This is a genomic window from Azospirillum sp. A23, from assembly GCF_042938965.1.
Lineage (GTDB): Bacteria > Pseudomonadota > Alphaproteobacteria > Azospirillales > Azospirillaceae > Azospirillum > Azospirillum melinis.
On sequence record NZ_CP170664.1, the window covers coordinates 522137 to 546986 of the forward strand.

The 24850-nt window shown below is 69.7% G+C and carries 23 protein-coding genes; 9 read left to right on the plus strand and 14 right to left on the minus strand.

Translation table 11 applies throughout. The features are described 5' to 3' along the window. Positions 1-16 precede the first annotated feature (16 nt). Positions 17-1219, minus strand: a complete 1203-nt coding sequence (locus ABNQ40_RS07800) for an NnrS family protein (protein ID WP_109050257.1) — start codon at positions 1217-1219, stop codon at positions 17-19. Between the two features lie 132 nt (positions 1220-1351). On the opposite strand from ABNQ40_RS07800, the gene ABNQ40_RS07805 reads away from it, so the two are divergent. Further along, on the plus strand, positions 1352-2596 hold the full coding sequence (locus ABNQ40_RS07805) for a winged helix-turn-helix domain-containing protein (RefSeq protein WP_109050258.1): 1245 nt from the start codon (positions 1352-1354) through the stop codon (positions 2594-2596). A 12-nt stretch (positions 2597-2608) separates the two neighbouring features. On the opposite strand, the gene ABNQ40_RS07810 is transcribed toward ABNQ40_RS07805, so the two are convergent. The 6 genes from ABNQ40_RS07810 to ABNQ40_RS07835 all read right to left on the minus strand — a co-directional run bounded on the left by ABNQ40_RS07810 (position 2609) and on the right by ABNQ40_RS07835 (position 8330). Then, entirely contained in the window at positions 2609-3694 is a 1086-nt protein-coding gene (locus tag ABNQ40_RS07810) for a HAMP domain-containing sensor histidine kinase (RefSeq protein WP_109050259.1), read from the minus strand. Between the two features lie 96 nt (positions 3695-3790). Then, positions 3791-5485: an ABC transporter ATP-binding protein gene (locus tag ABNQ40_RS07815; protein WP_109050260.1), complete on the minus strand. Its 1695-nt coding sequence runs from the start codon at positions 5483-5485 to the stop codon at positions 3791-3793. After that, the gene (locus ABNQ40_RS07820; RefSeq protein ID WP_109050261.1) at positions 5482-6282 is read right to left on the minus strand and encodes an ABC transporter permease subunit; all 801 of its coding nucleotides are present in this window, start codon (positions 6280-6282) and stop codon (positions 5482-5484) included. The genes ABNQ40_RS07815 and ABNQ40_RS07820 overlap by 4 nt, the downstream gene beginning before the upstream one ends. Before the next feature lie 16 nt (positions 6283-6298). After that, positions 6299-7063 (minus strand): ABC transporter permease subunit, encoded by a 765-nt coding sequence (locus ABNQ40_RS07825; protein WP_109050262.1) that lies wholly within the window; start codon positions 7061-7063, stop codon positions 6299-6301. 109 nt (positions 7064-7172) lie between these two features. Next, the gene (locus ABNQ40_RS07830) at positions 7173-7865 is read right to left on the minus strand and encodes a metallophosphoesterase (protein WP_199235345.1); all 693 of its coding nucleotides are present in this window, start codon (positions 7863-7865) and stop codon (positions 7173-7175) included. A 12-nt stretch (positions 7866-7877) separates the two neighbouring features. Beyond that, the gene (locus ABNQ40_RS07835; protein WP_109490977.1) at positions 7878-8330 is read right to left on the minus strand and encodes a DMT family transporter; all 453 of its coding nucleotides are present in this window, start codon (positions 8328-8330) and stop codon (positions 7878-7880) included. A 204-nt stretch (positions 8331-8534) separates the two neighbouring features. Here ABNQ40_RS07835 and ABNQ40_RS07840 point away from each other — a divergent pair, with 204 nt between their 5' ends. The 4 genes from ABNQ40_RS07840 to pcp all read left to right on the plus strand — a co-directional run bounded on the left by ABNQ40_RS07840 (position 8535) and on the right by pcp (position 12605). After that, a complete protein-coding gene (locus ABNQ40_RS07840; RefSeq protein WP_109050263.1) occupies positions 8535-9278 on the plus strand; it encodes an AraC family transcriptional regulator in 744 nt (247 codons plus the stop codon). Positions 9279-9447: 169 nt separating this feature from the next. After that, positions 9448-10329 (plus strand): RNA polymerase sigma factor RpoH, encoded by an 882-nt coding sequence (gene rpoH, locus ABNQ40_RS07845; protein WP_098736116.1) that lies wholly within the window; start codon positions 9448-9450, stop codon positions 10327-10329. Positions 10330-10434: 105 nt separating this feature from the next. Beyond that, positions 10435-11916, plus strand: coding sequence for a tetratricopeptide repeat protein (locus ABNQ40_RS07850; RefSeq protein WP_109050264.1), 1482 nt, complete (start codon positions 10435-10437; stop codon positions 11914-11916). 41 nt (positions 11917-11957) lie between these two features. Further along, complete coding sequence (gene pcp, locus ABNQ40_RS07855; protein WP_109490978.1) at positions 11958-12605, plus strand: pyroglutamyl-peptidase I; 648 nt, start codon at positions 11958-11960, stop codon at positions 12603-12605. Between the two features lie 8 nt (positions 12606-12613). On the opposite strand, the gene ABNQ40_RS07860 is transcribed toward pcp, so the two are convergent. Continuing rightward, complete coding sequence (locus ABNQ40_RS07860; RefSeq protein ID WP_109050265.1) at positions 12614-13498, minus strand: LysR substrate-binding domain-containing protein; 885 nt, start codon at positions 13496-13498, stop codon at positions 12614-12616. Positions 13499-13662: 164 nt separating this feature from the next. Here ABNQ40_RS07860 and ABNQ40_RS07865 point away from each other — a divergent pair, with 164 nt between their 5' ends. After that, positions 13663-14091, plus strand: a complete 429-nt coding sequence (locus tag ABNQ40_RS07865; protein ID WP_109050266.1) for a VOC family protein — start codon at positions 13663-13665, stop codon at positions 14089-14091. Positions 14092-14122: 31 nt separating this feature from the next. Here the strand turns inward: ABNQ40_RS07865 and ABNQ40_RS07870 are convergent, their stop codons facing one another. Next, a complete protein-coding gene (locus ABNQ40_RS07870) occupies positions 14123-15046 on the minus strand; it encodes a LysR family transcriptional regulator (protein ID WP_391346002.1) in 924 nt (307 codons plus the stop codon). 134 nt (positions 15047-15180) lie between these two features. On the opposite strand from ABNQ40_RS07870, the gene ABNQ40_RS07875 reads away from it, so the two are divergent. After that, the gene (locus ABNQ40_RS07875; protein WP_391346005.1) at positions 15181-15894 is read left to right on the plus strand and encodes an SDR family NAD(P)-dependent oxidoreductase; all 714 of its coding nucleotides are present in this window, start codon (positions 15181-15183) and stop codon (positions 15892-15894) included. 13 nt (positions 15895-15907) lie between these two features. Here ABNQ40_RS07875 and ABNQ40_RS07880 read toward each other — a convergent pair whose 3' ends face one another. After that, on the minus strand, positions 15908-17431 hold the full coding sequence (locus ABNQ40_RS07880; RefSeq protein ID WP_391346088.1) for an ABC transporter ATP-binding protein: 1524 nt from the start codon (positions 17429-17431) through the stop codon (positions 15908-15910). 35 nt (positions 17432-17466) lie between these two features. Next, entirely contained in the window at positions 17467-18462 is a 996-nt protein-coding gene (locus tag ABNQ40_RS07885) for a BMP family protein (RefSeq protein WP_109050268.1), read from the minus strand. A gap of 247 nt (positions 18463-18709) precedes the next feature. Here ABNQ40_RS07885 and ABNQ40_RS07890 point away from each other — a divergent pair, with 247 nt between their 5' ends. Further along, positions 18710-19348 (plus strand): LysE family translocator, encoded by a 639-nt coding sequence (locus tag ABNQ40_RS07890; RefSeq protein WP_391346008.1) that lies wholly within the window; start codon positions 18710-18712, stop codon positions 19346-19348. Positions 19349-19369: 21 nt separating this feature from the next. On the opposite strand, the gene ABNQ40_RS07895 is transcribed toward ABNQ40_RS07890, so the two are convergent. After that, the gene (locus ABNQ40_RS07895) at positions 19370-20032 is read right to left on the minus strand and encodes a DedA family protein (RefSeq protein ID WP_391346011.1); all 663 of its coding nucleotides are present in this window, start codon (positions 20030-20032) and stop codon (positions 19370-19372) included. A gap of 294 nt (positions 20033-20326) precedes the next feature. Between ABNQ40_RS07895 and ABNQ40_RS07900 the strand changes: the two genes are divergently transcribed. Then, positions 20327-22027 carry a methyl-accepting chemotaxis protein gene (locus ABNQ40_RS07900; protein WP_391346014.1) on the plus strand — a complete coding sequence of 567 codons (1701 nt, stop codon included), beginning with the start codon at positions 20327-20329 and terminating at the stop codon, positions 22025-22027. Positions 22028-22351: 324 nt separating this feature from the next. On the opposite strand, the gene ABNQ40_RS07905 is transcribed toward ABNQ40_RS07900, so the two are convergent. Together ABNQ40_RS07905 and ABNQ40_RS07910 are read right to left on the minus strand one after the other, a co-directional pair. Further along, entirely contained in the window at positions 22352-23164 is an 813-nt protein-coding gene (locus ABNQ40_RS07905; RefSeq protein WP_109050272.1) for an IclR family transcriptional regulator, read from the minus strand. A 112-nt stretch (positions 23165-23276) separates the two neighbouring features. After that, a complete protein-coding gene (locus tag ABNQ40_RS07910; protein ID WP_391346017.1) occupies positions 23277-24689 on the minus strand; it encodes a sigma-54 interaction domain-containing protein in 1413 nt (470 codons plus the stop codon). Positions 24690-24850 lie beyond the last annotated feature (161 nt).

The window sequence follows — 24850 nt, forward strand, 5'->3', positions numbered from 1 at the left end:
TCCCCCTGTGCCCTGCTCAGCCCGGCCGCCCATCGGCCCGCGGCGACAGCAGGACCGGGGCGTAGGCGACGAGATACAGGGTGAAGGCCGCGACCCAGGCATAACCCGACCATTGCAGCGCCGCCCACACCCAGTCCACCGGCAGCAGCGGCGAGGCGGTGCGGCCGACCGCGGCGACCGTCAGCAGCACATAGGCGGCGACCGTCGCCCGCGTCACCGTCAGCGGCCGCCCGGTGTGGCCGAGCGAGGCGCGGCTCATCACTGCCAGGATCAGCGTGGCGAAGGCGCCGACCGTCATCGCATGGGTTCCCGAAGCAGCGGGCAGACCGGCCAGGGCATGCAGCCCGCGCAAGGTCAGCGCCACCGGCACCCACAGATAGCCGACATGCAGGATCCACAGGATCGGCGAGCGCCAGGCTTTCCAGCCCTGCCAGCCGGCCAGCCGCACGGCATGGGCCACCGCGGCGGCGAGTGCGATCAGTCCGGTGATTGCCGACTCCGGGGCCACCATCGTCGCCGGGATCAGCGCCAGCGTCAGAACCAGCGTCGGCCGCTCCACCATCGGCCAGGACCGCACGCTCAAGCCCGCCTTGCCGAGCCCGTTGCGGGTGAAGGCCGGCAGGATGCGCCCGCCGATCACCGTCACCATCATCAGGATGATGCCGAGCCCCAGCGCGAAGCCGGCATCCGCCCCACCGTCCAGCATCTCCAGCCAGTCCAGATGGATCAGCAGATTGGCGGCGGTCAGCAGCCCGATCAGGATCAGGAAGGCGCTGTTCCGCCACTTGCCCGCCTTCACCAGCGGCCGGGCGAGCGCGATGCCGAGCCCCGGCAGGAAGGCGATGTCGATCACCGCCGCCACCGCTTCCGGCATGCCCGTCCACGGGAAGACGGCGACGCGGCCGGCGATCCACAGCGCCGCGAGCGCCATCAGCGGCGCGCCGGACACCGCCTTGGTCCCCGTCCAGCTTGGCACCGCGGTCAGCAGGAAGCCGGCGACGGCGGCCACCACCATGCCGAACAGCATCTCATGCGCATGCCAGGCGCTGGCGCCCGCCGCATGGTCCGGCCATTCCCCCGTCACCAGCACGCCCAGCCAGGCGGCCAGCAGCCCGACCGCGGCCACGCCGCTGAACAGGAAGAAGAAGCGGAAGCCATATTGGAACAGGATCGGGATGGCGGGGCCGTCGTCACGGCCGGCAAGACTGGGGGAGGACATGGACAGGAACTCCGCAGGACGGGTGCTGCAATGCAGGATGACCGTCAGCCTGCGCCCCGCGCCGCCACGCCGCCTTGACGAAAATCAAACGCATTCTCAAGCTGGCGTCCCATCCAACCTCTCTCCGTACCCATGCCCCGTCCAGACAGCCTGTCCCTGCGCGAGGCGCGCCGCGTCGCCATCGCCGCCCAGGGTTTCCCCAACAGCGCCACCACCACCACCGAGGCCGACGCCGACACGGTCGAAGCCCGCCATGCCCGGCGCCTGATCGGACGGCTGGGGCTGGTGCAGATCGATTCCGTCAATGTGCTGGTGCGCTCCCATTACCTGCCGCTCTTCTCGCGGCTCGGTCCATACGAGGCGGCTCTGCTCGACCGGCTGGCCTATGGCGGCAAGCGGCGGGCGCTGTTCGAATATTGGGGCCACGAGGCCTCCCTGATCCCGGTGGAGCAGCAGCCGCTGTTCCGTTGGCGCATGGCGCGGGCGGAACGCGGCGAAGGCACCTATGGCGAACTTGCGCGCTTCGCCGTCGAACGCCGGCCCTACATCGTGTCGGTTCTGGCGGAGGTGGCGTCGCGCGGGCCGATGGGGGCATCCGAACTCAGCGAGGCCGGGCGTGGCGCCGGCGGCTGGTGGGGGTGGAGCGACGGCAAGCGGGCGCTGGAATATCTGTTCTGGGCCGGCCTCGTCACCACCGCCGGCCGGCGCGGGTTCGAACGGCTCTACGATTTGCCGGAGCGGGTGCTGCCCGCCGCCGTGATCGACACTCCCACCCCGGAGGAGGCGGAAGCCCAGCGCGCCCTGCTGCGCATCGCCGCCCGCGCCCATGGCGTGGCGACCGAGCGCGACCTGCGCGACTATCACCGGCTGGATGTCGCCGACGCCCGCCTGCGCATCGCCGAGCTGGTGGAGGCCGGCGAGTTGCTGCCGGTGACGGTGGAGGGCTGGGACCGCATCGCCTACGTCACCCCCGACCTGCGCATCCCGCGCAAGGCCGCGTCCCGCGCCCTGCTCTCCCCCTTCGATTCGCTGATCTGGGAGCGGCAGCGCACCGAGCGTCTGTTCGGCGCCCGCATCCGGCTGGAGATCTACACCCCTGCCCACAAACGCGAGCATGGCTATTACGTCCTGCCCTTCCTGATGGACGAGCGCATCGCCGCCCGCGTCGATCTGAAATCCGACCGCAAGGCCGGCACCCTGCTGGTCCAGGCCGCCCATGCCGAACCGCATGCCCAGATCGATGCCGTCGCCCCGGCCCTGGCGGCGGAGCTGCGCCGACTGGCCGGCTGGCTCGGTCTGGAGCGGGTGACGGTGGTCGGTGCCGGCGATCTGGCGCCGGCCTTGGCGGGGGTGCTGGGCGAGGCTCAGGCATACTGAAGCCGGCTCCGCCTACCCCACCACCCGCTCCGGCGGAAAGCGCAGCCGCACCGTCGTGCCGCGCCCCGGTGCGCTGTCGACGGCGATGCTGCCGCCATGCAGCTCCACCAGGGCGGCGGTCAGCGGCAGGCCGAGGCCGGAGCCATGCTGGGCCACCGTCATCGGATCATGGGCGGGATCGTACAGCTGCGCGAAGGCGGTCAGCGCTTGCGGAATGCGGTCGGGCGGCATGCCGAGGCCGTCGTCGGCGACCGCCAGGACCAGACCGCCATCCGCGTCACGCTCCGCCGACACCGTCACATGGCCGTCGGCAGCGGTGAATTTCAGCGCGTTGCCGACGAGGTTGGTCAGCATCTGCCGGACCAGCGACGGGTCGGCCCACAGCGCTGGCAGATCGTCCGGCAGGCGGGCTAACAGGGTCACGCCCGACCGCTCCGCCCGGCCCGCCATCATCGACAGGGTGGCATCGACGATCAGAGTGGGCGGGCAATCCTCCTCATGCAGGTCCAGCCGCCCGGCCTCGACGCGGGCAAGGTCGAGCAGGTTGTTGATCAGTTCCAGCATATAGTCGCCGGCGGCGACGATCTGGGCCGCCGCCTCGCCATAGCGCGGGCTGTCGGGCGGTCCCAGCAGCCGGTCGCGCAGGATTTCGGCGAAGCCGATGATGGCGGTCAGCGGCGTGCGCAGCTCGTGGCTCAGATGGTGGACATACTCGGACTTGCGGCGGTTGGCCGCAGCCAGCTCCAGCGCCTGGGCCTTCAGATCGGCACTGTCGGCCGTCGCCTCCACCAGGATCAGACCGCAGTCCGGCACAGGTCCGATGCGGGCGGTCAGCGCGAGCGGCGGGCCGTCGGCTCCCCGGACGATCACGGCGCGCTCGGTCTTCGTCCCGCCGGTGGCCGCCACCGGTCCGGCCGGCTCGATCCGCAGACTGCCGCCCACGGCCTCCGGGCCGAACAGCGCGCGGGCCGTCCCGTTCAGCCAGACCACGCCGCCATCCTCCGCCCGCGCCAGCCACAGCGGCGTGGCGAGCCCGGCCAGCAGCTCCAGTGCCGGCAGACGGTTCAGATCGGGCATGGTAATGGACAGGGACGGCATCGGCTCCCCGGCGACAGGCGTTCACGATGTGGAAACCAACGTCCTGAAAGGATAACACAATGGCATGAAAACAGCCAGCCGTTGAGTCGACCCCGCTCACCCGTCCGCTGGCGTGTCCCAGTAATGGCAGGCCACATGGTGGCCGGGCGCCACCTCCTCCAGCGTCGGAACGGCCTGGGCACAGAACTCCCGTGCCAGCGGGCAGCGGCGGCGCAGCGGACAGCCGGCCGGCTGGGCGAAGGCCGACGGCGCATCGCCCTCCAGCGCCGGACGTTCGCCGTGCGCCGCCGCCAGCATCGCCCGGCTGTAAGGGTGCAGCGGCGCCGTCCGCAGCGTTCCGGCGTCGGCGCTCTCCACCACCCGGCCGGCCAGCATCACGACGCCGCGATGGGCATCGCGCAGCCCCTCGTCATAACGCTCGGTCGCCAGGACCAGCGACAGCCGGCGGCGGTCGCGAACCGCCATCAGCGTGTCGAGGAAGGTTTCGCGTTCCTCCGCCGACAGGCTGGATGCCGGCTCGTCGGCGACCAGCACGCGCGGCTCCGACAGGATGGCGCGGGCAAGGCCGGCATGGGCGGCCTCCGCGACGCTCAGCGCCGACGGCCAGCGGAGCGCCGCCTCCGGACGCAGGCCGGCCTCCTCCAGCGCCTCGTCGATGCGGTGGTCGCGGCGGTCGGCGGCGATGTCCGGACGCAGGCTCTCCAGCACGAGGCCGAACTGGGTGCCGAGCGTCATCGCCGGGTCGAAGGAGGCCGCCGGGTCGGGGAACAGCGGTTGCAGGTCGCGCCGGGCGCGACGCAATCCACCGCGGTCGGAATCGTCCCCCCGGGCATCGCCCGCGGCGTTCGCCATCAGGTCGCGGCCCATCCACACCACCGCCCCCGCCGTCGGCGGCGGCAGGCACAGCAGCGAACGGGCGAGCGTCGCCTTGGCGCTGCCGGTCTCGCCCAGCAGGGCCAGCGTCTCGCCGGTGCGCAAATCCAGGTCGATGCCATGCAGCACCGCCAACGACCGCGCCTTCCCCCCCGTGCCGGGGGCGAGCGGATAGGACATGCCAAGACCGCGGGCATGCAGGCGGGCGGCTCCAGGCTGCTCCAGCGGCGCCAGCGGTTCGGTCCGCGCCGGGTTGGGCGGCAGCAGACGGGCGCGGCGCAGCGCCAGCACCCGGTCGGCAGGACCGACCAGCCCATCCTCCGGCCGTCCGGCGAGGATCAGCGCTACCCCGTCGGCCCGCGCCCAGTCGGCCAGCCGGTGGAGAAGCCGCAGCCGCACCGTCGGGTCCAGCCCGGCGGCCGGCGCGTCGGCCAGCAGCACCGCCGGCCCCACCGCCACCGCCATGGCGAACAGGCAGGCCCAACGCAGCGACTCCGGCAGCTGTTCCGGCGGCAGGTCGAAGCGCCGGGCGGCAGCGGGAATGCCCATGCGGTCCAGACCGTCGGCCATGCGGCGCAGCGACGACCGCAGATCGAGCCCCAGATGGTGGCCGACCACCTCCGCCACCTGCAGGGCCAGCGGCCGGCGCGGTGCCAGCCGGCCGCCCTGGGCGATCAGCAGATGGCCGTCGACGCGGGCGCTCCCCGCCATGTCGACGCCGGCCGGCAATTGCCCGGCGAGCGCCCCCAGCAGGGCGGTCTTGCCGCTGCCGGCCCCGCCGGTGATGGCCAGAACCTGCCCGCGCTCCACCCGCAGAGTGGCGCGGTCGAGCAGGACACGGTCGCCCAACATGAGGGTCAGCGCCTCGGTCTCGACCGGCGCGGGCTTCGTGGCCCCAAGGACTGTTGCATCGGTCATGGTTTGCGGTGTCCGGCCGCCATGCCGTCGGCGATGGCGCAGGCGGCCCAGAGGGCGAGCGCCAGCAGCAGGGCCGGCGGGACGAAGGCCACCGGGTCGCCCAGCCGCGCCGCCAGCCCGACCGAGGCGCCCCAACTGCCCAGGGCCGGCGGCAGCCCGAGGCCGAGCAGGCTGGCGAAACTCTCCGCCGCCAGAACCCGCGGCAGGGCCAGCACCCCAGCGGCCAGCAGCGGGCGCGTCAGGTTGGGGATCAGGTGCCGGCGCACCACCTCGCCTTCCGGCAGGCCGGCGGCGCGGGCGGCGGTCAGGAACTCCGCCCGCATCAGGTTCGACAGCTCGGCATGGGCAAGCGCCGCGACCGCCGGTGCCGCGGTCAGCGCGGTGACCAGAGCCAGCAGCCAGACCGGCCCCATCAGCCCGCCGGCGAGCGGAACCAGCAGGGCGAGCGGCCAGCCGGCCATCCGCTGGGCGGCGGCGATGGTGCGCCGCTCCGCCCGGTTGCCCACCAGCGTGCCGAGCATCCCGGCCAGCAGCGCCCAGCCGATGCCCAGCAGCCCGCCCAGCACCGCGGCCAGCAGGGCGAAGGACAGGCTGCCCTGCCCGTCGAGCAGCGCCGCGGCGACCGGGTCGGCGTCCAGCCGGTGCACCGCGCTGCCGTCGGCCATCAGCGGCGCCGCTGCACAGGCGAGCGCCAGGGCGGCGAGGATGGCGGCACCCGACAGCCCGCGGGCGAAGCCGGCACGCGGGGTCTCCGGCGGAACCGGATGGGAAAGCGGCGGTTGGTCGTACTCGGCCATCGGGGTCCTTCTTCGGTCACGCCCCTTCGTAGGGCGTGGAGCTGTGGTTGGCCGGGTCGATCCAGTCGCGCACCCCGAGGCCCAGCGCGTTCAACAGGGCGGTCAGCCCGCCCAGCGCAACCAGGACCGGCACCGCCCCGGCGGCCGATCCGGCGCGGGCGGCATCGACCATCAGCGCGCCCGCCCCCGGCAGGTCCAGCAGGCTTTCCAGCGCCACCGCGCCGACCATCGCTGCCAGCACCGCGGCGCGCAAGCCCCCCATCACCGGGGCGACCGCCTGCGGCAGGGCGTGGTGGCGCAGCACGGTGCGCTCGTCCAGCCCCAGCCCGCGGGCCATCCGCACCGCCCCACCCTCCGGCCCCGGACCCAGGGCGCGGCCCATCGCCGGGCGCGCCAGCCGGGCGGCCTGACAGGCGGCGGGAATCGACAGGGCGGTCCAGCCCAGCGGCGCCGCCGACGCCCCCGCCCGCACCGCGAGCGCGGCGACGGCGGCCAGCAGGAAGCCGGGCAGCAGCGGCCCGGCTCCGGCCAGCAGCCGGCCGACCAGCCCGCCGGCCGACCGCGGCGCGACCGCGGCCCAGGAGCCGGCGAGCGTGCCAAGCGCGGTTCCGACCGCCAGCGACGGCAGCGTCAGCAGAAGCGTCACCATCAGCCCGCGCAGCAGCGCCATGGCGGCATCCGGCTGCGGCGCCACCAGCGCCGACAGCCCCACCCCCGCCACCATCGGCAGGACGGCGGTCGGCACGGCATCGATCAGGCGGCGGATCACGGGACGCGGCATCTGGGCAGGGGGACCGGTGGGGAAAGACCATATGTGGGGCGACATGCGACCGTAAGCGCCCCTCCCCCGCCGGGCAACAGAATTAGCGTCGGGCGGTGACTGCGTCCAATTAGACCGAACCGGTTTCGAGGATGGCGACCAGTTCGCTTTCGACAGGGTGCGGCAAGCCCAGGCTCTTGAGCTTCGCAATCGTCGCCCCGACCGGATAACGAAAGGATTTGAGTTCGAAACGACCGTCCTGGCAGACGGCGTAGCTTGCCAGCGTCGTGCCGTTGCGGGGCTGGCCGAGGCTCCCCGGATTCAGCACCACCCTGCCACCGATCCTGCGCAGCATCGGCACATGGGTATGCCCGACGAGGAGGACATCGGTCCGCAATCCGTCGAGTTCCCTCTCCCACCCGGCTGCATCGCCGGGATGCCGGCCATAGAGCGGGTCCGAAGGCATCGCGTGCGTCAGATGAAACCGGAGGCCGTCGCGCTCGGCCTGCGCCTGCTGCGGAAGCCCGCGCAGATAGGCCTTCTGCGCGGCGCCGAGGGCAGAAGACGTGTAGCGTCTGGTCGCTTCGGCCATCGGACGATAGCGCGCGCTCCAACGTCGGTCGTCGTCGTACGCCACCGCATGGTCGTGGTTTCCTTGGATCGCCAGGGACGCCTTTTCCATGATGTCGGTGACGACGTCGTTCGGTTGCGGCCCGTAATTGACGAGATCGCCCAGCACCCAGAGTTCGTCATACTCCTCGGGCAGGGCGCGCAAGGCGTCGTGGTTGCCGTGGATGTCGGATACGATGACCAGCTTCACCATGGCCTCCCGGTGTCAGACGCGGATCAGGACGACGCCCAGCAGCAGGGACGCCGCACCGGCCAGCCGGGTGAGGCTCACCGGATGGTGGGGAAGCCCGAACAGGCCGAAATGGTCGAAGGCAAGCGAGCCGAGCATCTGCCCGACGACGATCAAAGCGAGCACGGTCGCGGCGCCGAGGCGGGGAACCATCAGGATGGCGGTCCCGATGAACAGCGCGCCGAAAAGGCCCCCCGTCCAGGACAGCCACGACGTCGGTCCGGCCAGTTGGTCGGTGAGCCGGGGACCGGAGGAGGTCAGCGCCACCGCCAGCATCGCCAGCATGCCGACGAGGTAGCTGACGAAGCCCGCCCACCAGGGCGATCCGAGCTCGGCCCGCAGGTTTGCGTTCAGAACCTGCTGCAAAGCGACGCTCACGCCGGCACCGACGACGAGAAGATAGAAAAAGGCGGACAAGGCGGCGGTCATGCCATACTCCCCCGAAAACATGCCGGCCGGCATGGAGGGCTTTCCATGCGACGCGTCCCGGAGGATGGATAGCAGCGCCGTACCTCCGCAGTCTGGAACGCATGTGACCAAACCACGGCCTTGCCTCTGCAACCGGGGCTTGATTACGGTTGGGCAAACGTCGATTTTCCGAAAGGGCTGAGCCCGAAAGCGGGGTGGTTCGTCATGGCGGTGTCTTTTCAGTTCCCCAACGGCATGTACATCGGCGGCATGGGCATCGGCGGCGCCTGGAACTATTGGCGCCCGCTCAGCCGCGACATCGTCGAACTCGGCGTCGTGTGCGGACAGGACGTCTCGCTGCCGGTGCATTTCCATGAAGAGGACCAGCTGACCTTCGTCCTGTCGGGCCGTCGGCGCTTCCTGATGAAGGACAGGCCGTTCGAGGTCGCGCCGGGCCAGGGGGTGAGAATTCCGGCCGGAACGCCGCACAGCTCCCTTTCCGAACCGGCCGATGTCTTCTGCATCAACATCTATACGCCACCCGGGCTCTGCAACGCTGCGGCCCTGTTTGCCGGGATGGCGCGGCTGTGGCGGCGGCAAGGGGGCATCGACTGGCCCGATCTGGCGGCGATGATCGAGAACCACTGGTGCGAGGACGGCATGCCGCCGCAACGGGTGGAGGCGATGACCCCCTCCTGGGAAACGGTCGGCGAGGGCGCCCGCCTTGCCGGGATGAGCCGCGAAGGCTTCTCGCGCAGGTTCCGCAAGCAGCATGGCGTCCCGCCGCAGCTCTTCCGGCTGTCCGAACGATTGAACGAGGCGCGGCGCCTGCTGCGGGCCGGAGAACCGGTCGCCGCCGTGGCGGCCGAAGCCGGCTTTTCCGATCAAAGCCATCTCGGCCGCTGTTTCCGGCGCGCCTTCGGCGTCACGCCGGGCCACTACCGCCGAAACCTGCCGCCCGTTCCCTGAACCAGCCCCCTGAGGTCGCCTCCCAAGGCCGGCCGGGGACAATCCCGACCGCCGCGCTTGACTTACAGCACCAGTTTTGTACTATATGCCTGCCTGCTCCGCCGGAGAGGCCTGGGCCCGCCGACTGGGGGTCCTGAACCCGTCATATCGCTTTGCACGAGGATGTGACATGAGCACCGCCATTGCCCTCCGTTCGCCCGATTCCGGCGAATCCCTGTCCCGCTACATCAACGACACGCACCGTTACCCGGTCCTGACGGCCGAGGACGAATACATGCTGGCCAAGGCCTGGACCGAGCATGGCGATGTCGATGCGGCGCACAGGCTGGTCACCAGCCACCTCCGTCTCGTCGTCAAGATCGCCGGCGGTTACCGCGGCTACGGCCTGCCGCTGTCCGACCTGATCGCCGAGGGCAATCTCGGCCTGATGACCGCCGTCAAGAAATTCGAACCGGAGCGCGGTTTCCGCCTGTCCACCTACGCGATGTGGTGGATCAAGGCCTCGATCCAGGATTACATCCTGCGGTCCTGGAGCCTCGTGAAGATCGGCACCACCGCCGCGCAGAAGAAGCTGTTCTTCAGCCTGGGCCGCCTGAAGCGGAAGCTGGGCGAGTATGGCAGCGGCGATCTGCACCCCGACAGCGTCACCAGCATCGCCACCGACCTGTCGGTGCCCGAGGATGACGTGGTCGCCATGAACCGCCGGATGTCGGGGCCGGTGGCCTCGCTGAACGCGCCGATGAGCGCCGACGGCGATTCGGGCGAATGGCAGGATCTGCTGGCCGACGAGCGGCCGTCGGTGGAGGAGTCGCTGGTCGAACGCGGCGAAGCCCGTCAGCGCAGCGCCCTGCTGCACGAGGCGATGGCCGTGCTGAACGACCGCGAGCGCGACATCCTGACCAGCCGCCGCCTGTCCGACAGCCCGCTGACCCTGGAGGATCTGTCGGTCCGCTACGGCGTCAGCCGCGAGCGCATCCGCCAGATCGAGGAAAAGGCCTTCGAGAAGGTCGCCCGCCAGACCCGCGTCCTGGCGGCGGCCGTCGCGGCCTGACTCGAAGACAGCTGCGTCCGGAATCCGCGCCAGCTTCGGCGGACGGCACCGTGTAACCCCTCCATCAGCGCCGGCGGTTTCCGCCGGCCCTCGTGGAGGCGGCTCATGTCGAAAACCATCCCCCGCGCCCATCCCGAAGTCTCCCGGCCGTCCGCGCCGACGAGTGCCGACGAAACCGGCTTCGAAACCGGTTTTGCCACGGCCCTGCGCCTGCATCGGGCCGGATGCTGGGCTCAGGCGCTGGCGGTCCATGACCGGCTGCTGGGCGACCCGCGGCTGCCTCCAGCGCAGGCGGCGCAAGCCTATGCCAACCGCGGCGCGGCCCTGCGCCGCCTCGGCCGGGCGGACGAGGCGGTGTCCTCCTGCATCGAGGCGCTGGTCCGCTGCCCCGACATGGCCGAGGCCTACGCCAACATCGGCGCGATTTTGCAGGAAGCTGACCATCCTCTGGCCGCCGTCGACGCCTGCCGCCGGGCCATCGCGCTGGCCCCCGGCCTCTACACCCCCTATCTGGCGATGGCCCATGCCGGGCAGGATTGCGGCGATCCTGCCGGCGCGCTGGCCCTGCTGCGCCGCGCGGCGGCCCTTGCCCCGGCAATGCCCAGCGTGCGCTACAATCTGGCCGAGGCGCTGCTCCAGCATGGGTTGTTCGAAGAGGGCTGGCAGGCGTACGAAGCACGCTGGCAGGCACGGGAACTGGCGCTGACCAAGCCCGCCTGCACCAAGCCCGAATGGACCGGCCCCGAATGGACGGGCCAGGACATCGCCGGCAGGACCCTGCTGGTGGTGGAGGAACAGGGATTCGGCGACACCCTGCAATTCGCCCGCCTGATCCCGCTGGTGAAGGCGCGCGGCGCGCGGCGGATCGTCCTGCACTGCCGGGCGCCGCTGGTCCGGCTGCTCGCCGGCCTGGAGGGCGTCGACGCGGTGACCGCCGCCCTTCCCGATCCCGGCGCCTACGATCTCTGGGTGCCGCTGCTGTCGCTGATGCAGCGGCTGGCGGTGGCGCCCGACCGCATTCCGGCGGCGGTGCCCTATCTCACGCCCCCGCCGGATGCCGTCCGGCACTGGAGCGGGGTGTTGCCGGAGACGGAGGATTTGCGGGTCGGGCTGGTCTGGGCCGGCGACCCGCGGCTGGGCCATGCCGCCGCCAGCCGGACCGACGCCCGCCGCAGCCTCGCCCTTGCCCAGCTCGCGCCGCTGCTGACGGTGCCGGGCGTGTCCTGGGTCAGCCTGCAAAAGGGACCGGCGGCGGCTCAGCTGGACAGGCCGGCGGTCTTCGACCCGATGTCCGGTGTCACCGACTTCGCCGACACCGCGGCCATCGTCCGGCAGCTCGACCTCGTGATCGGGGTGGACACCGCCGTCGTCCATCTTGCCGGCGCGCTGGGCGTGCCGGTGTGGGTGCTGTCACGCTTCAGCGGCTGCTGGCGCTGGCTGCTCGACCGCGACGACAGTCCCTGGTATCCGACGCTCCGCCTGTTCCGCCAGCAGCGACCCGGCGATTGGGCGCCGGTGGTGGCGCGGATGCGCGAAGAGCTGTTGCGCGCGGTGCGGCTCCCCCGCCATCATCGCGGCCCGGCTTGAGTACAGTGAAATTCCTCAAGGACTCTGCGATGCCGACCGTCCTGCCCACCGTCCTTCTGACCGGCTTCGAGCCGTTCGGCGGCGAGCCCGTCAACCCGTCCTGGGAGGCGGTGCGGCAGTTGGACGGCTGGGAGTGCCGCGGCCACCGTGTGGCCGCCCGGCTGATGCCCTGCGTGTTCGGCACGGCGCTCGATGTGCTGGAGCGCGCGGTGGCGGAAACCGATCCGGTGGCGCTGCTCGCCGTCGGGCAGGCCCAGAGCCGGGCGGAGCTGTCGCTGGAGCGGGTGGCCGTCAACCTCGACGACGCCCGCATCCCCGACAATGCCGGCAACCGGCCGGTCGATGCGCCGGTGGTGGCGGATGGTCCCGCCGCCTATTTCGCCAGCCTGCCGGTCAAGGCGATGGCAGCCGCCCTGCGCGACGCCGGCATCCCCGCCGGCCTGTCGCACAGCGCCGGCAGCTTCGTCTGCAACCACCTGTTCTACGGCGCCTGCCATCTGCGGGCGGTGCGGCGGCCGGGCTTGCGCGTCGGCTTCCTGCACATCCCGCTCGCGCCGGAGCAGGCGGTGCGCCACCCCGGCATGCCGTCGATGGCGGTCGATCAGGTGGTCGCCGGCCTGCGCATCGCCGTGGACACCCTGCTGGCGACCGGCGAGGACCGGCATGAGCCGGCCGGCACGCTGGAGTAATTGCCGACCTACGCCACCTCGGTCAGCAGCCAGTCCTTGAAGCGGCGCACCCGGCGTGCCCGCTCGGCCCCCGGCGCGTGGGCGATCAGGTAACGGCCGCGCGGCCGCAGCGTCTCGGTGAAGGGTTGGACCAGCCGCCCCGACGCCACATCGTCTCCGACCAGGAAGACCGGCAGCAGGGCCACCCCCATGCCCGCCGATGCCGCTTCGATGATCATGAAGAAATGCTCGAAGGCCAGCGACAGCGCCGCCTCGGGCAGCGGCAGGCCGAAGGCGGCGAGGTAGACGCGCCAGGAATCGGGCCGGGTGGTGTGCTGCAACAGCCGGTGCTGCGCCAGATCGGCGGGATGGCTCAACGGCGGCCCCTGCTCCAGCAGCGACGGCGCGCAGAAGACGCCCATCGTCTCCGGCATCAGGGTCGCGATCTCGGCTCCCGGCCATTCCTCCACGCCGTAGCGGATGGCGACGTCGATGCGCTCCTTGGCGAAATCGACACGGTGCTCGCCGACGCTGACCTCGACCTGGATGTCGGGGTTCTCGGCCTGGAAGCCCTTCAGCCGCGGGATCAGCCAGCGCTGCGTCAGGGTCGGCAGCGCGCTGACCCGCAACACCCCGCCCTCCTGCGCGCGGGCCGCCCGCGCCGCCGCGGCGATGCGGTCGAGCGCCGCCGACGCCTCGCCGTAGAAGGCTGCCCCGGTCGGCGTCAGTTCGATGCCACGGCCGACACGGCGGATCAGCTCGACGCCCAGATCGGCCTGGAGGGTCTGCATCATGCGGCTGACCGCACCCTGGGTCACCGCCAGCTCGTCGGCCGCCCTGGTGAAGCTGAGATGGCGGGCCACCGCGACGAAGCTGCGGACGGCGTTGAGCGACGGCAGGACGCGGTCAGGCATGGACAATCCGAATCATGAGTTGAACTCATAAATCTCTGCCCGAGAACTCGTTTGTCAAGTGTGCCGGGATACGCTCTGCTTGGGGCACAAACAGCCCCCTGGCAGCCCCCCGGCAGCCACACTGGCAGCTCACCGCCACCCGGTCGCGAAAGGCCAACCCTCCGATGACGACGCTGACGCCCTTCCACATCGCCTTCCCGGTCGACGATCTGGCCGCCGCCCGCCATTTCTACGGCACCGTCCTGGGCTGCCCGGAGGGACGCAGCAGCGACGAGTGGATCGACTTCGACCTGTTCGGCCATCAGATCGTCGCTCACCTGAAGCCGCGCGACCCCAGCGCAGCCCCGGCCCACCACAACCCGGTGGACGGCCACGACGTGCCGGTCCCGCATTTCGGCGTCGTGCTGCAACCCGCCGACTGGGACGCCTTCGCCGAGAAGCTGAAGGCCGCCGGCATCAAGTTCGTGATCGAGCCCTACACCCGATTCAAGGGTCAGGTCGGCGAGCAGTCCACCATGTTCTTCCTCGACCCCGCCGGCAATGCGCTGGAGTTCAAGGCCTTCGCCGACATGTCGAAGCTGTTCGCGAAGTAACCGATTCGAGAATACGGGCGGCGGGCCGTCCTCACGGATAGGCCCGCCGGCACACCGCCGCGATGGTCTCGCGAAGCCAGCGGTGGGCCGGGTCCGCTTGCAGGCGCGGATGCCAGATGGCGGAGATGGCGAAGTCCGCTGTCCGGACCGGCAGTTCGAAGCTTTCCAAGCCCTGGCCGACAGCATGGCCGGTCGTCAGCCCGTTGCCCAGGCAGGAGCGCGGGACCGCCGCGATCAGGTCCGACCCGGCGGCGACCCGCATCGCATCGGGGTAGCGCGGAACGACCAGGGACACGTTGCGGCTGAGTCCCAGTTCCGCCAGCGCGTCGTCGACCGGTCCGTGGAACTCGCCACGGCGCGACGCGGCGACATGGCCGCAGGCGGCATAGCGGTCCGGCGTCACCGCGCCGTCTGCCAGCAGCGGATGCCCGCTGCGGGCGACGCCGACCAGCCCGTCGCGGAACAGCAGCTGCGTCAGCAATTCCGGCGCCGAGGTGCCGAGCACACCGATCTCCAGGTCGATCCGCCCGTCCCGCAGCGGCTCCGCCTCCTTGTCGGGCTTCGGCACGAACCGCAGGCGGACATGCGGTGCGGTGTCCGCCACCGCGGCCATCACCGGCGCCGCCATCAGCTCCACGAACCCCTCGCCGGCCCGGATGGTGAAGGTGCGATGGAGCGACGCGAGGTCCAGCCGGCCGGCGGCGGGCTGGAGCACCGCCTGCACATCGCGGCAGAGCGCATGGACATGGCCGGAAATCTCCTCGGCATAGGGCGTCGGGACAAGGCTGCGGCCGGCCTGGACCAGCAGCGGATCGCCCGTCACCCGGCGCAGCCGTGCAAGCGTCCGGCTCATGGCGGACGGGCTCAGCCCCAGACGGCGGGCGGCACCCGTCACGCTGCGTTCGGTGAGCAGCGCGTCCAGCGGCAGGAGAAGGTTCAAGTCGATGGCCTGCATCGGCGCAGGATAACCGGGCGGACAGCCGACGCATAGCGCCGGGCGCAATCGATCTTTGTATCCTGTGCGTCTGGTGCAAGGCCGGGGCTCCGGACATATGGAGCATGGATATCGACAGCAGGAGCCACAATCCCATGCAGCATCTCCCCACCGACTCCCATCGCAGCATTCTTCTGGTCGGCGCGTCGCGCGGCCTCGGCCATGCCATGGCGGCGGAATTCCTGAAGAAGGGCTGGAACGTCCTCGGCACGGTGCGCGGTCCCAATCGCACGGAACTGCACGATCTGGCCGACTCCCATCCCGGCCGGGTCGAGATCGAAAGCCTGGACATCTGTGCGCCCGACCAGTTGGCCGCTCTGCGCGACAGGCTGGCGGACCGGACGTTCGGCATGCTGTTCGTCAATGCGGGAACCGCCAACCGCGACCCGTCCCAGACCATCGGCGAGGTTTCGACCGACGAGTTCATCCACGTCATGACCACCAACGCCCTCGGCCCGATGCGCGTCATCGAAAGCCTGGAGGGCAACGTCACCGCCACCGGGCTGATCGGTGCGATGTCCTCCGGACAGGGAAGCATCGCCAACAACCTGTCCGGCCAGCGCGAGCTTTATCGCGGCAGCAAGGCGGCGCTGAACATGTTCATGCGCAGCTTCGCGGCACGTCAGGCCGGCACCGGCCGCCCGCTGGCGGTGATGGCGCCGGGCTGGATCCGGACGGCACTCGGCGGTGACGATGCACCGCTTTCCATCGAGGACAGCATTCCGAAACTGGTCGACGTGCTTCTCGCCAAGCGGGACAGGCCCGGCCTGGAGTATCTCGACTATCGGGGCCAAACCGTTCCCTGGTGAGGAGCGATGCGCCTCACCCGCAACCCGCCATCATCAGCCCCAGCGTCTTCTCGTCCGCCTGATCCGGCATCACCTCGCCGACGATGTGGCCGTCGAACATCACGACGATGCGGTCGGACAGCGCGCGGATCTCATCCAGCTCGACCGACACCAGCAGGATCGCCTTGCCCTGGTCGCGCAACGCCACCAGCCGGCGGTGGATGAACTCGATGGCGCCGATGTCGACGCCGCGGGTGGGCTGGCCGACCAGCAGCAGGTCGGGGTTCCGCTCGATCTCGCGGGCCAGCACGATCTTCTGCTGGTTGCCGCCGGAGAAGTTGGCCGCCGCCAGCGACCCGTCGCGCGGGCGGGTGTCGTACTCTTCCATCCGGCGGGCGCAGCTCTCCGCCACCGCGTCGCGGTCCAGCAGCACCCGGCCGTTCCAGGCAGGATCGTCCTGGAATCCCAGGATCGAGCATTCCTCCGCCGAGAAGCTGGTGACGAGCCCGACCTTCTGCCGGTCCTCCGGCACATGCCCGACGCCCAGGCCGCGCAGCGCGCGGGCGTTGAAGCGGTCGGGCCGGCCGGCCAGCTCCTCCCCGCGCAGGCGGACGGAGCCGCCGGCGATGGGCCGCATGCCGGCCAGCGCCTCCAAGAGTTCGGACTGGCCGTTGCCGGACACGCCGGCGATGCCGACGATCTCGCCGGCCCGCACCGACAGGCCGACGCCCTTCACCCGCTCCACGCCGGAGGGATCGCGCACCCGCAAGCCCTCGACCCGCAAGACCTCCGCCCCCGGATGGGCCTGCGTCTTGTCGACCCGCAGCAGAACCTTGCGGCCGACCATCAGTTCGGCCAGCTGCTCCCGGCTGGTGTCGCGGGTGGCGACGTTGGCGACCACCTGCCCGCGCCGCATCACCGTGACGTTGTCGGTCAGCTCCATGATCTCGCGGAGCTTGTGGGTGATGATGACGACTGTCTTGCCCTGCTGGCGCAGCGCCCGCAGGATGCGGAACAGATGGTCGGCCTCCTGCGGGGTCAGGACGCCGGTCGGCTCGTCCAAAATCAGGATGTCGGCGCCGCGGTAGAGCGCCTTCAGGATCTCGACCCGCTGCTGGGCGCCGACCGGCAGGTCGCCGACCGGGCTGTCGAGATCGACCTCCAGCCCATAGTCGCGGGCCAGCCGGGTCAGCTCGGTCCTGGCACGGGCAAGTCCGCCTGCCAGCGTCACACCGCCTTCCGCCCCCAGCAGCACATTCTCCAGCACGCTGAAGGGGTCCACCAGCATGAAGTGCTGATGGACCATGCCGATGCCGGCGGCCAGAGCGTCGCGCGGGGTGCGGATGGCGGCAGGACTGCCGTTCACCCGGATTTCCCCGCTGTCGGCGCGCAGATAGCCGTAGACGATGCTCATGATCGTCGACTTGCCGGCGCCGTTCTCGCCGATCACCCCATGGATGGTGCCGGCCGGGACCGACAGCGACACGTCGCGGTTGGCATGGTTGGTGCCGAACCACTTGTTGATCGCCACCGTCTCCAGGGCGACTTCCGACCGGATGGCCGGCGCGTTTGCCTGCGTCATGAAGGGTCCGCTTACGGCTGGTACGGCTTGACCGCCAGCGAGCCCGCGATGATCTGCTTCTTCGCCTCTTCCAGCTTCGCTTCCATCTCCGGCGCGATCAGCTTGCGGTTGTTGTCGTCCAACGCATAGCCGACGCCGTCCTCCTTCAACCCGACGACCCGGTGGCCGGCCTTCCAGCTGCCGTCCTTCGCCGACTTCATGCAGTCATAGACGACGACGTCCACCCGCTTGACCATCGAGGTCAGGACCTTGCCGGGATGGACGTGGTTCTGGTTGCTGTCGACGCCGATGGACAGTTTGCCGGCATCGGCCGCCGCCTGCAGCACGCCGAGACCGGTGGCGCCCGCCGCGGCGAAGACCACGTCGGCCCCGCGGCCGAACTGGCTCTTGGCCAGCTCGGCGCCGCGGCCGGGATCGTTCCAGGCGGCCGGCGTGGTGCCGGTCATGTTGACGAACACCTCGTCGGCGGCGGCGACATGCTTCACGCCCTGCTCGTAGCCGGTCAGGAAGTTGCGGATCAGCGGGATGTCCATGCCGCCGATGAAGCCGACCTTGCCGGTCTTCGACGCCAGCGCCGCCGCCATGCCGACCAGGAAGGACCCCTCCTCCTCCTTGAAGGTCACGGACTGGACGTTGGGGGCGTCCAGCTTGTCGTCGATCAGGCAGAACTTGGTCTTGGGCGATTCCTTCGCCACCTTGTCCACCGCCGCGGTCTGCGAGAAGCCGACGGCGACGATGACCGAGGCGCCGCGGCGGACCAGGGTGCGCATCGCCTGCTCGCGCTGGCCCTCGTTGGTGATCTCGAACTCGCGGTAGGCGGTGCCGGTTTCCTTCTTGAACCGCTCGGCGCCGTTATAGGCGGCCTCGTTGAAGGACTTGTCGAACTTGCCGCCCTGGTCGAACACCACGGCCGGCGAGAAATCGTCGGCCAGCGCCGGGGCGCCGCCGCCGACTCCAGCTCCGGCCGCGGTCACCGCCAGCATGGCTGCAAGAATACGCGTCTTCATGTCCCACCCACTCCCGACTGCGGAAACTTGACCCAAAGGATAACCGCGCCATGATTTCACACAACAGGGAAAGCGGACGAAACAACGGAGCGAATCGGGTCGCCCCCGGTTGATACCCTGATTGACGGGGGGGACGGGGGCGTTTATCACCCACGCCGACAGTCATTGCGACGAACTGGCGACGGACGCGGCCGTTTAAGCTTGGCCATAAAAAGTTGGGGGGCGACGCTCGGTGGACGAAGTGTGGGTGCTCTTGCAGGGAATCGTTCTCGGATTCGCCATCGCCGCACCCGTCGGACCGATCGGTCTGCTGTGCATCCGCCGCACCCTTCAGCACGGCCCCCTGATGGGCTTCTTCACCGGATTCGGCGCCGCGGTGGCCGACACCTTCTATGGCGCCATCGCCGCCTTCGGCGTGTCGGCGGCGCTCAGCTTCCTGCGCGGCCACGAGATCGCCTTTCAGCTGATCGGCGGCATCTTCCTGCTGGTGGTGGCGGTCCGCACCTTCCGCCAGCATCCCGACGCCGAGGAGCGCGAGGCGGCGTCCGCCCCCGACACCAAATCCTGGCTGGCCGGCTTCATGACCGGCCTGTCGCTGACCCTGACCAACCCGGCGACCATCATGGCCTTCATCGCCATCTTCGCCGGCTTCGGACTGGGCGGCACGCTGGACCGGCTGGAAGCCTCCACCCTGGTGCTGGGCGTCTTCATCGGGTCGTCGCTGTGGTGGATAACGCTGTCGATGGGGGTGGCCGCCGTTCGCCACCGCATCTCCGACCGCGGGCTGACCATGCTGAACCACTGTACCGGCGTGGCGCTGGGCCTGTTCGGCCTGTGGGCGCTGGGCATGGCCGCCACCGGCATCGTCGGGATGGCGACGGCCTGACCCCCGGTCGGCAACCGCCTCTCAGCAGCCGGCCGACGGCGTGATGCTCGGCGCCTCCGCGGCCGTGCCGCCCTTGCGCAGCAGATGCAGGTGCTTTGACAGCCGCCACAGATAGAGGCCCACCAGCACCACCAGCAGCCCGACGGTGAAATAGCCGACCAGCCGGTGGGCGAAGGGCCAGGTGGACAGCATGTAGCCGGTCCAGGCCAGCAGCAGCGTCCACAGCACCGACCCGATGCCGGACGCCAGCGAATAGTTCAGGATCGACATCCGGCAGGCGCCGGCCGGGATCGAGATCAGCGTCCGCACCCCCGGCACCGGCTGCGAGAACAGCACGGTCAGCCCGCCGCGCTTGGCGAACCAGTCGGTGCTCTGCCGCACCTTCTTCGGGTTGATGGTCAGCCAGGGGCCGTATTTCTTCAAAAAGGCCTCCAGCCGGTCGCGGCCCATCAGCCGGCTCGGCAGGAACCACACCAGCTGTCCGGCCAGCGAGCCGAGCCCGCCGGCGATGGCCACCCCGACCAGCGTGAATTCCCCGGTCGCCGCCCCGATCCCCGCAAGCGGGATCACCGACTCGGCGGGGATCGGCGGGAAGACCCGCGCCAACGCCACCAGAAAGAAAATCCCGACATAGTGGAGGTTATGCATCACCTGCACCAGCCAGTCCGTCAAGCCGCCTGCCAAGCCACGTCTCCCCTGCCGGAATCCAGCCGCATCCTGAAAACGGCCCGCCGTCATGAAGAGTTCCCGACCGCGAAAAGCGCAAACGGCGGAGGCTCGGGCTCGCCCAATAGCAGAACATCGCCCCAGTCGCAGATGCTTTAAAATCGTTCCAAGAATACGACTTTCGTCATAGGTTGTATTTCGTGACATCGGGTAAAGCAATTTTAAGATTATGCAATGTACATAATCAATTTCTAATAAAAAATAACCTGTAAACTTGTAAATAAAACTCGCAACTTGAGGGGGTATTAAGGGATGTCTTTGGGCAATCTCAAGATCTCGATGAAGATCATGCTGATCGTCGGCATGCTTTCCATAGTGAGCATGACCATTGCCGGCTTCGGTGCAATTGGATTGCAATCCCTTGGGTCCGCGATCACGGACCTTGACGAAGCGACGACGGAGGTACGCCTCAGCTCCCGTCTCAATCGTCTGCTTGCCGAAATCAACCGCGACGAATACAGCCTCGGAATCGATCCGGGCGAGGTCGGCACCGTATCCGCTGCCATCGAGGAGCGACGCAAGTCGATTGCCGACGCCATCGCGCGGCTCAAGGGCACGGTCGAAGGGGAGCAGGTGGTCATCCTGCAGAAGATCGAACGGCAGCTTCCCGCCTATTACGAGAAGCTGGCGGCGTCCATCGACGCGGCGCGCAAGGTCCAGGGCTCATTCACGTTGAACGACGGGCAGCGGACGATCAAGGTCGCCGTGGAGGCGAGCCGCGCCGATGTCAGGACCCTGCGCGGCGACATCACGGCCTTCCTCGATTTCACAGAGAAGGACTCGACCGAGCTGGCGCGGACGGCCGAGAAGATGGCGGCCCTGAAGCTGACCTGGATGTTCGTCCTCGCCGGCGCCGGAACCCTGGCGGGGCTGCTGCTCGGACTGCTGATCTCGCAGAAGGGCATCGTCGGGCCGATCAAATCCATCGTCTCGTCGCTGCGCGGGCTTGCCGACGGAAACCTGACGGTCGAGATCGTCGGAACGGGCCGCCGCGACGAGGTGGGGGCGATCGCCGAAACCGCCAGCGTCTTCAAAGCCAACCTGATCCGCAGCCGTGAGCTGGAAGAGGCGGCGAAGCAGGCAGAGGCCAGGGCGGCGGCGGAGCGCAGGCAGACCATGCTCGGCCTGGCGGACGAGTTCGAGACGAGCATCGGCACCGTCGTCGAGGCGGTCTCCAGCGCCGCGGCGCAACTCCAGTCCACCGCGCGGACCATGTCGGCGGTCGCGGAGGAGACGGCCCGCCAGTCGACGGCGGTCGCCGCCGCGACCGAACAGGCCTCGGCCAACGTGCAGACGGTGGCGGCGGCCTCGGAGGAGCTGAGCGGCTCCATCGGCGAGATCAGCCGGCAGGTGGCAGAGTCCGCCACCATCTCCGGCCAGGCGGTGAGCGAGGCCGAGCGCACCAACGGCACGGTCGAAGGGCTGGCCGTGGCAGCCCAGCGGATCGGCGACGTGGTCAGCCTGATCCAGAACATCGCCAGCCAGACCAACCTGCTGGCGCTGAACGCCACCATCGAGGCGGCGCGGGCCGGCGAGGCGGGGAAAGGCTTCGCCGTGGTGGCGAGCGAGGTGAAGCAGCTCGCCAACCAGACCGCCAAGGCGACCGAGGACATCTCGACCCAGATCGCGGAAATCCAGACCCAGACCGGCGGCGCCGTCACCGCCATCCGCAACATCGGCCGGACCATCACCCAGGTGAACGAGATCTCCAACAGCATCGCGGCGGCGGTCGAGGAGCAGACTGCCGCTACCGGCGAAATCGGCCGCAACGTCCAGCAGGCGGCCCAGGGAACGCAGGAGGTCTCGTCCAGCATCGCCGGCGTCAGCAAGGCCGCCGACGAGGCCGGCACCTCGTCGAACGAGGTGCTGTCCGCTGCCTCGCTGCTGTCGCAGGAGGCAGGGCGCCTGCGCAGTGAGGTGGACGGCTTCCTGTCGCGGGTCAGGGCGGCCTGACAGGTCGACAAAAGGCTTTAACGGGAGGCTGGAACCGCGGGACCAGACCCCGGAAGGGCGGAGACGGCAGGGCGTTGGATTGAACGTGCCCGCACATCCCCGAAATCCCCGCCCTTCCAGGGGGCCGGCCACCCCTGGCACCGAATGGAGGGCCGGCCGGAACAGGACAAACCCGGATCGGGAAGCCTGTCTGGAACGATTCAAAGAATGGCTGCAAACACCTGATCCGTCCAATCGATTTTTCAGGATACCCCGATAGGAAAAACCGATTGGCGCGCGACGAGGTGGCGGTTTCCCAGTCCCTCGCCCGTTGAACAGGTTCCCTCACCCGTTGAACAGGGTCGCGTCGATCCGCCGGACCATCGCCACCAGCCGCGGCGCGAATTCCTCCTCCAGCTTTTTCAGATCGACCATGAAGGCCGGCCCGCCGCAGTTGAAGGCCAGCACCTGCGAGCCGTCGCGCGGCACGAAGGGAACGCCGACGGCATGGACCTCCGACTTCCAGGCACCGATGGAGCGGCAATAGCCGCGCGTCCGGTAATCCTCGATGGCCTGGAGGATGCCGTCGCGGATCTCCGGCCAGCGCTCCCCCTCATGCTCCTCCAGCTTCGCCATCAGCGGCGCCCGTTCCGCTTCCGGCAAGGCGGCCAGATAGGCGCGGCCCATGCCGGTGGTCGACAGCTTGATGTGGGAGCCGACATCAAGCGACAGGGTGATCGGGCCGGTGGCCTTGCAGCATTCCAGATAGATCATGCTCAGCCGGTCACGCCCGCCCAGCGCCACCGCCAGCCCGGTCTGGTCGGCCAGTTCCTGCATCAGCGGGCGGGCGACCTGCCGGATGCCCATGCCCGACAGGCTGGCATAGCCGAGCGCCAGCACCGAGGTGCCGAGCCGGTACTTGCCGGTGTTCTGGTCGTAGGAGAGGTATCCCAGCTTGGCCAAGGTGTAGGTCAGCCGCGACACCGTCGGCTTGGGCAGGCCGGTGCGCTGCGCCAGTTCCAGATTGCCCAGCATCGATTCGTTGCGGCGGAAGGCGCGCAGCAGTTCCAGCCCGCGGGCAAGAGCGGTGACGAAGCGCGGATCCTTCTCGTCCTCCGCCAGATCGTCGGCGACCAGAGCCTCTTCCCGCCTGCGCATGCCCGCCCCCTCCCGCAAACCAGTGCGGGACGATCCTGCCAGCGACAGGACAGCGCGTCAATGAAACAGCGTTTCGCAGTGCGAAATTTACCGCGACCAGCCTGTGTCGGCGCTACTGGGTCGCTCCCAGCCCCAGCGTCACCATGCGTTCGTACAGCGACGCGCGCGAAATGCCCAGCAGCTTCGCCGCCCGCGCCTTGACGCCGTTCGCCTCCTCCAGCGCCGCGGCGATGGCGTGGCGTTCGGCGGCGTGCAGCACCTCCTGCAACGGCCGCGCCCCCGCCGCCAGCGGCAGGGCCGACGCGCCGGCCGGATGCTGGCCGGGCAGCACGCTGCGGATGTGGGGTGCGGTCAGGATCGGCGCGTCGGTCAGCGCCACCACCCGCTCCAGCGTGTTGTAAAGCTCGCGCACATTGCCGGGCCAGTCATAGTCGCGCAGCACCTGCACCGCCGATTCCAGCAGTTCACGCGGCGGCGTGCCCTGCTGGATCGCCAGCTGTTCCAGGATGCGGTCGGCGATGCTTTCGATGTCTTCCGGCCGGTCGCGCAGCGGCGGCAGGGTGATCGGCACCACGTTCAGCCGGTAATAGAGGTCGGCGCGGAACTGCTTCTCGCGCACCAGGGCATGCAGGTCGCGGCTGGTGGCGGCGATGATGCGGACATCGACCCGCACCACCTTGTTGGAGCCGAGCGGCTCGATCTCCCGCTCCTGCAACACGCGCAGAAGCTTGGCCTGCACCGGCAGCGGCATGTCGCCGATCTCGTCGAGGAACAGGGTGCCGCCGTTGGCGAGCTGGAACTTGCCGTCGCGGTGGCGGCGGTCGGCGCCGGTGAAGGCGCCGGGGGCGACACCGAAGAACTCCGCCTCCAGCAGGGTTTCCGGAATGGCGGCGACGTTGACGCCGACGAAGGGCTTGGACGCCCGCGGGCTGGCGGAATGGATGGCCTGGGCCAGCAGCTCCTTGCCGGTACCGGTTTCGCCCAGCAGCAGGACGGTCGAATCCATCTGGGCGGCGCGGCGGCCCAGCCGCTTGATCTCGCGGATCGATTCGCTGGCGCCCAGGAACTGCGAGAAGGAGTATTTGGCGCGGCGCTCATGCGCCAGCTCCTGCTGGGTGCGGGCCAGCTCCTCCTGCATCTTCTCGTATTTGCGGACCAGCGGGCGGAGATATTCGGCGCGGTCGAACAGTACGAAGCCGATGGCGCCGATGATCGAGCCGTCGGTGCCGAACAGCGGCATCCGCGTCACCACGAAGGACCGGTCGTCGAACTCCATGATGTCCAGCGGCTGCGGCTGGCCGCTGTCGATCACCCGGCGCAGCTGGCTGTTGGGGATGACGTCCTCCACCTGCCGGCCGCGCGGATCGCCGGGAACGCCCAGCAGAGCCTTGTACTTCTCGTCCATCCAGGCGATGCGGCCGGTGTGGTCGACGGCGACAGCGCCGACGCACATGGACTCCAGATGTTCGAACAGGGAGTGGACCGCCCGCTGGCGCAGCGCTTCGAAATCCACGGTGTCGCCCACGTCACCCTCCCAAACGGGACCGATCTTCGTCGTCCCGGTGTCGAGGCCCCTTGCGATGCCCGCTTTGGGGTCTGCTGCGTTGCAGCGCAATTTGCCAACAATATCAGAGGTCAACATAGTAGCCCATCCGTCGGATTAAAGGGAAGGCGCACAGGATCGGG

What these genes read in the sequence shown, in the direction of transcription:
- ABNQ40_RS07800 (WP_109050257.1), bottom strand. Translation starts at nt 1,219, where the DNA reads ATGTCCTCCCCCAGTCTTGCCGGCCGTGACGACGGCCCCGCCATCCCG.
- ABNQ40_RS07805 (WP_109050258.1), top strand. Translation starts at nt 1,352, where the DNA reads ATGCCCCGTCCAGACAGCCTGTCCCTGCGCGAGGCGCGCCGCGTCGCC.
- ABNQ40_RS07810 (WP_109050259.1), bottom strand. Translation starts at nt 3,694, where the DNA reads ATGCCGTCCCTGTCCATTACCATGCCCGATCTGAACCGTCTGCCGGCA.
- ABNQ40_RS07815 (WP_109050260.1), bottom strand. Translation starts at nt 5,485, where the DNA reads ATGACCGATGCAACAGTCCTTGGGGCCACGAAGCCCGCGCCGGTCGAG.
- ABNQ40_RS07820 (WP_109050261.1), bottom strand. Translation starts at nt 6,282, where the DNA reads ATGGCCGAGTACGACCAACCGCCGCTTTCCCATCCGGTTCCGCCGGAG.
- ABNQ40_RS07825 (WP_109050262.1), bottom strand. Translation starts at nt 7,063, where the DNA reads ATGCCGCGTCCCGTGATCCGCCGCCTGATCGATGCCGTGCCGACCGCC.
- ABNQ40_RS07830 (WP_199235345.1), bottom strand. Translation starts at nt 7,865, where the DNA reads ATGGTGAAGCTGGTCATCGTATCCGACATCCACGGCAACCACGACGCC.
- ABNQ40_RS07835 (WP_109490977.1), bottom strand. Translation starts at nt 8,330, where the DNA reads ATGACCGCCGCCTTGTCCGCCTTTTTCTATCTTCTCGTCGTCGGTGCC.
- ABNQ40_RS07840 (WP_109050263.1), top strand. Translation starts at nt 8,535, where the DNA reads ATGGCGGTGTCTTTTCAGTTCCCCAACGGCATGTACATCGGCGGCATG.
- rpoH (WP_098736116.1), top strand. Translation starts at nt 9,448, where the DNA reads ATGAGCACCGCCATTGCCCTCCGTTCGCCCGATTCCGGCGAATCCCTG.
- ABNQ40_RS07850 (WP_109050264.1), top strand. Translation starts at nt 10,435, where the DNA reads ATGTCGAAAACCATCCCCCGCGCCCATCCCGAAGTCTCCCGGCCGTCC.
- ABNQ40_RS07860 (WP_109050265.1), bottom strand. Translation starts at nt 13,498, where the DNA reads ATGCCTGACCGCGTCCTGCCGTCGCTCAACGCCGTCCGCAGCTTCGTC.
- ABNQ40_RS07865 (WP_109050266.1), top strand. Translation starts at nt 13,663, where the DNA reads ATGACGACGCTGACGCCCTTCCACATCGCCTTCCCGGTCGACGATCTG.
- ABNQ40_RS07870 (WP_391346002.1), bottom strand. Translation starts at nt 15,046, where the DNA reads ATGCAGGCCATCGACTTGAACCTTCTCCTGCCGCTGGACGCGCTGCTC.
- ABNQ40_RS07875 (WP_391346005.1), top strand. Translation starts at nt 15,181, where the DNA reads ATGCAGCATCTCCCCACCGACTCCCATCGCAGCATTCTTCTGGTCGGC.
- ABNQ40_RS07885 (WP_109050268.1), bottom strand. Translation starts at nt 18,462, where the DNA reads ATGAAGACGCGTATTCTTGCAGCCATGCTGGCGGTGACCGCGGCCGGA.
- ABNQ40_RS07900 (WP_391346014.1), top strand. Translation starts at nt 20,327, where the DNA reads ATGTCTTTGGGCAATCTCAAGATCTCGATGAAGATCATGCTGATCGTC.
- ABNQ40_RS07905 (WP_109050272.1), bottom strand. Translation starts at nt 23,164, where the DNA reads ATGCGCAGGCGGGAAGAGGCTCTGGTCGCCGACGATCTGGCGGAGGAC.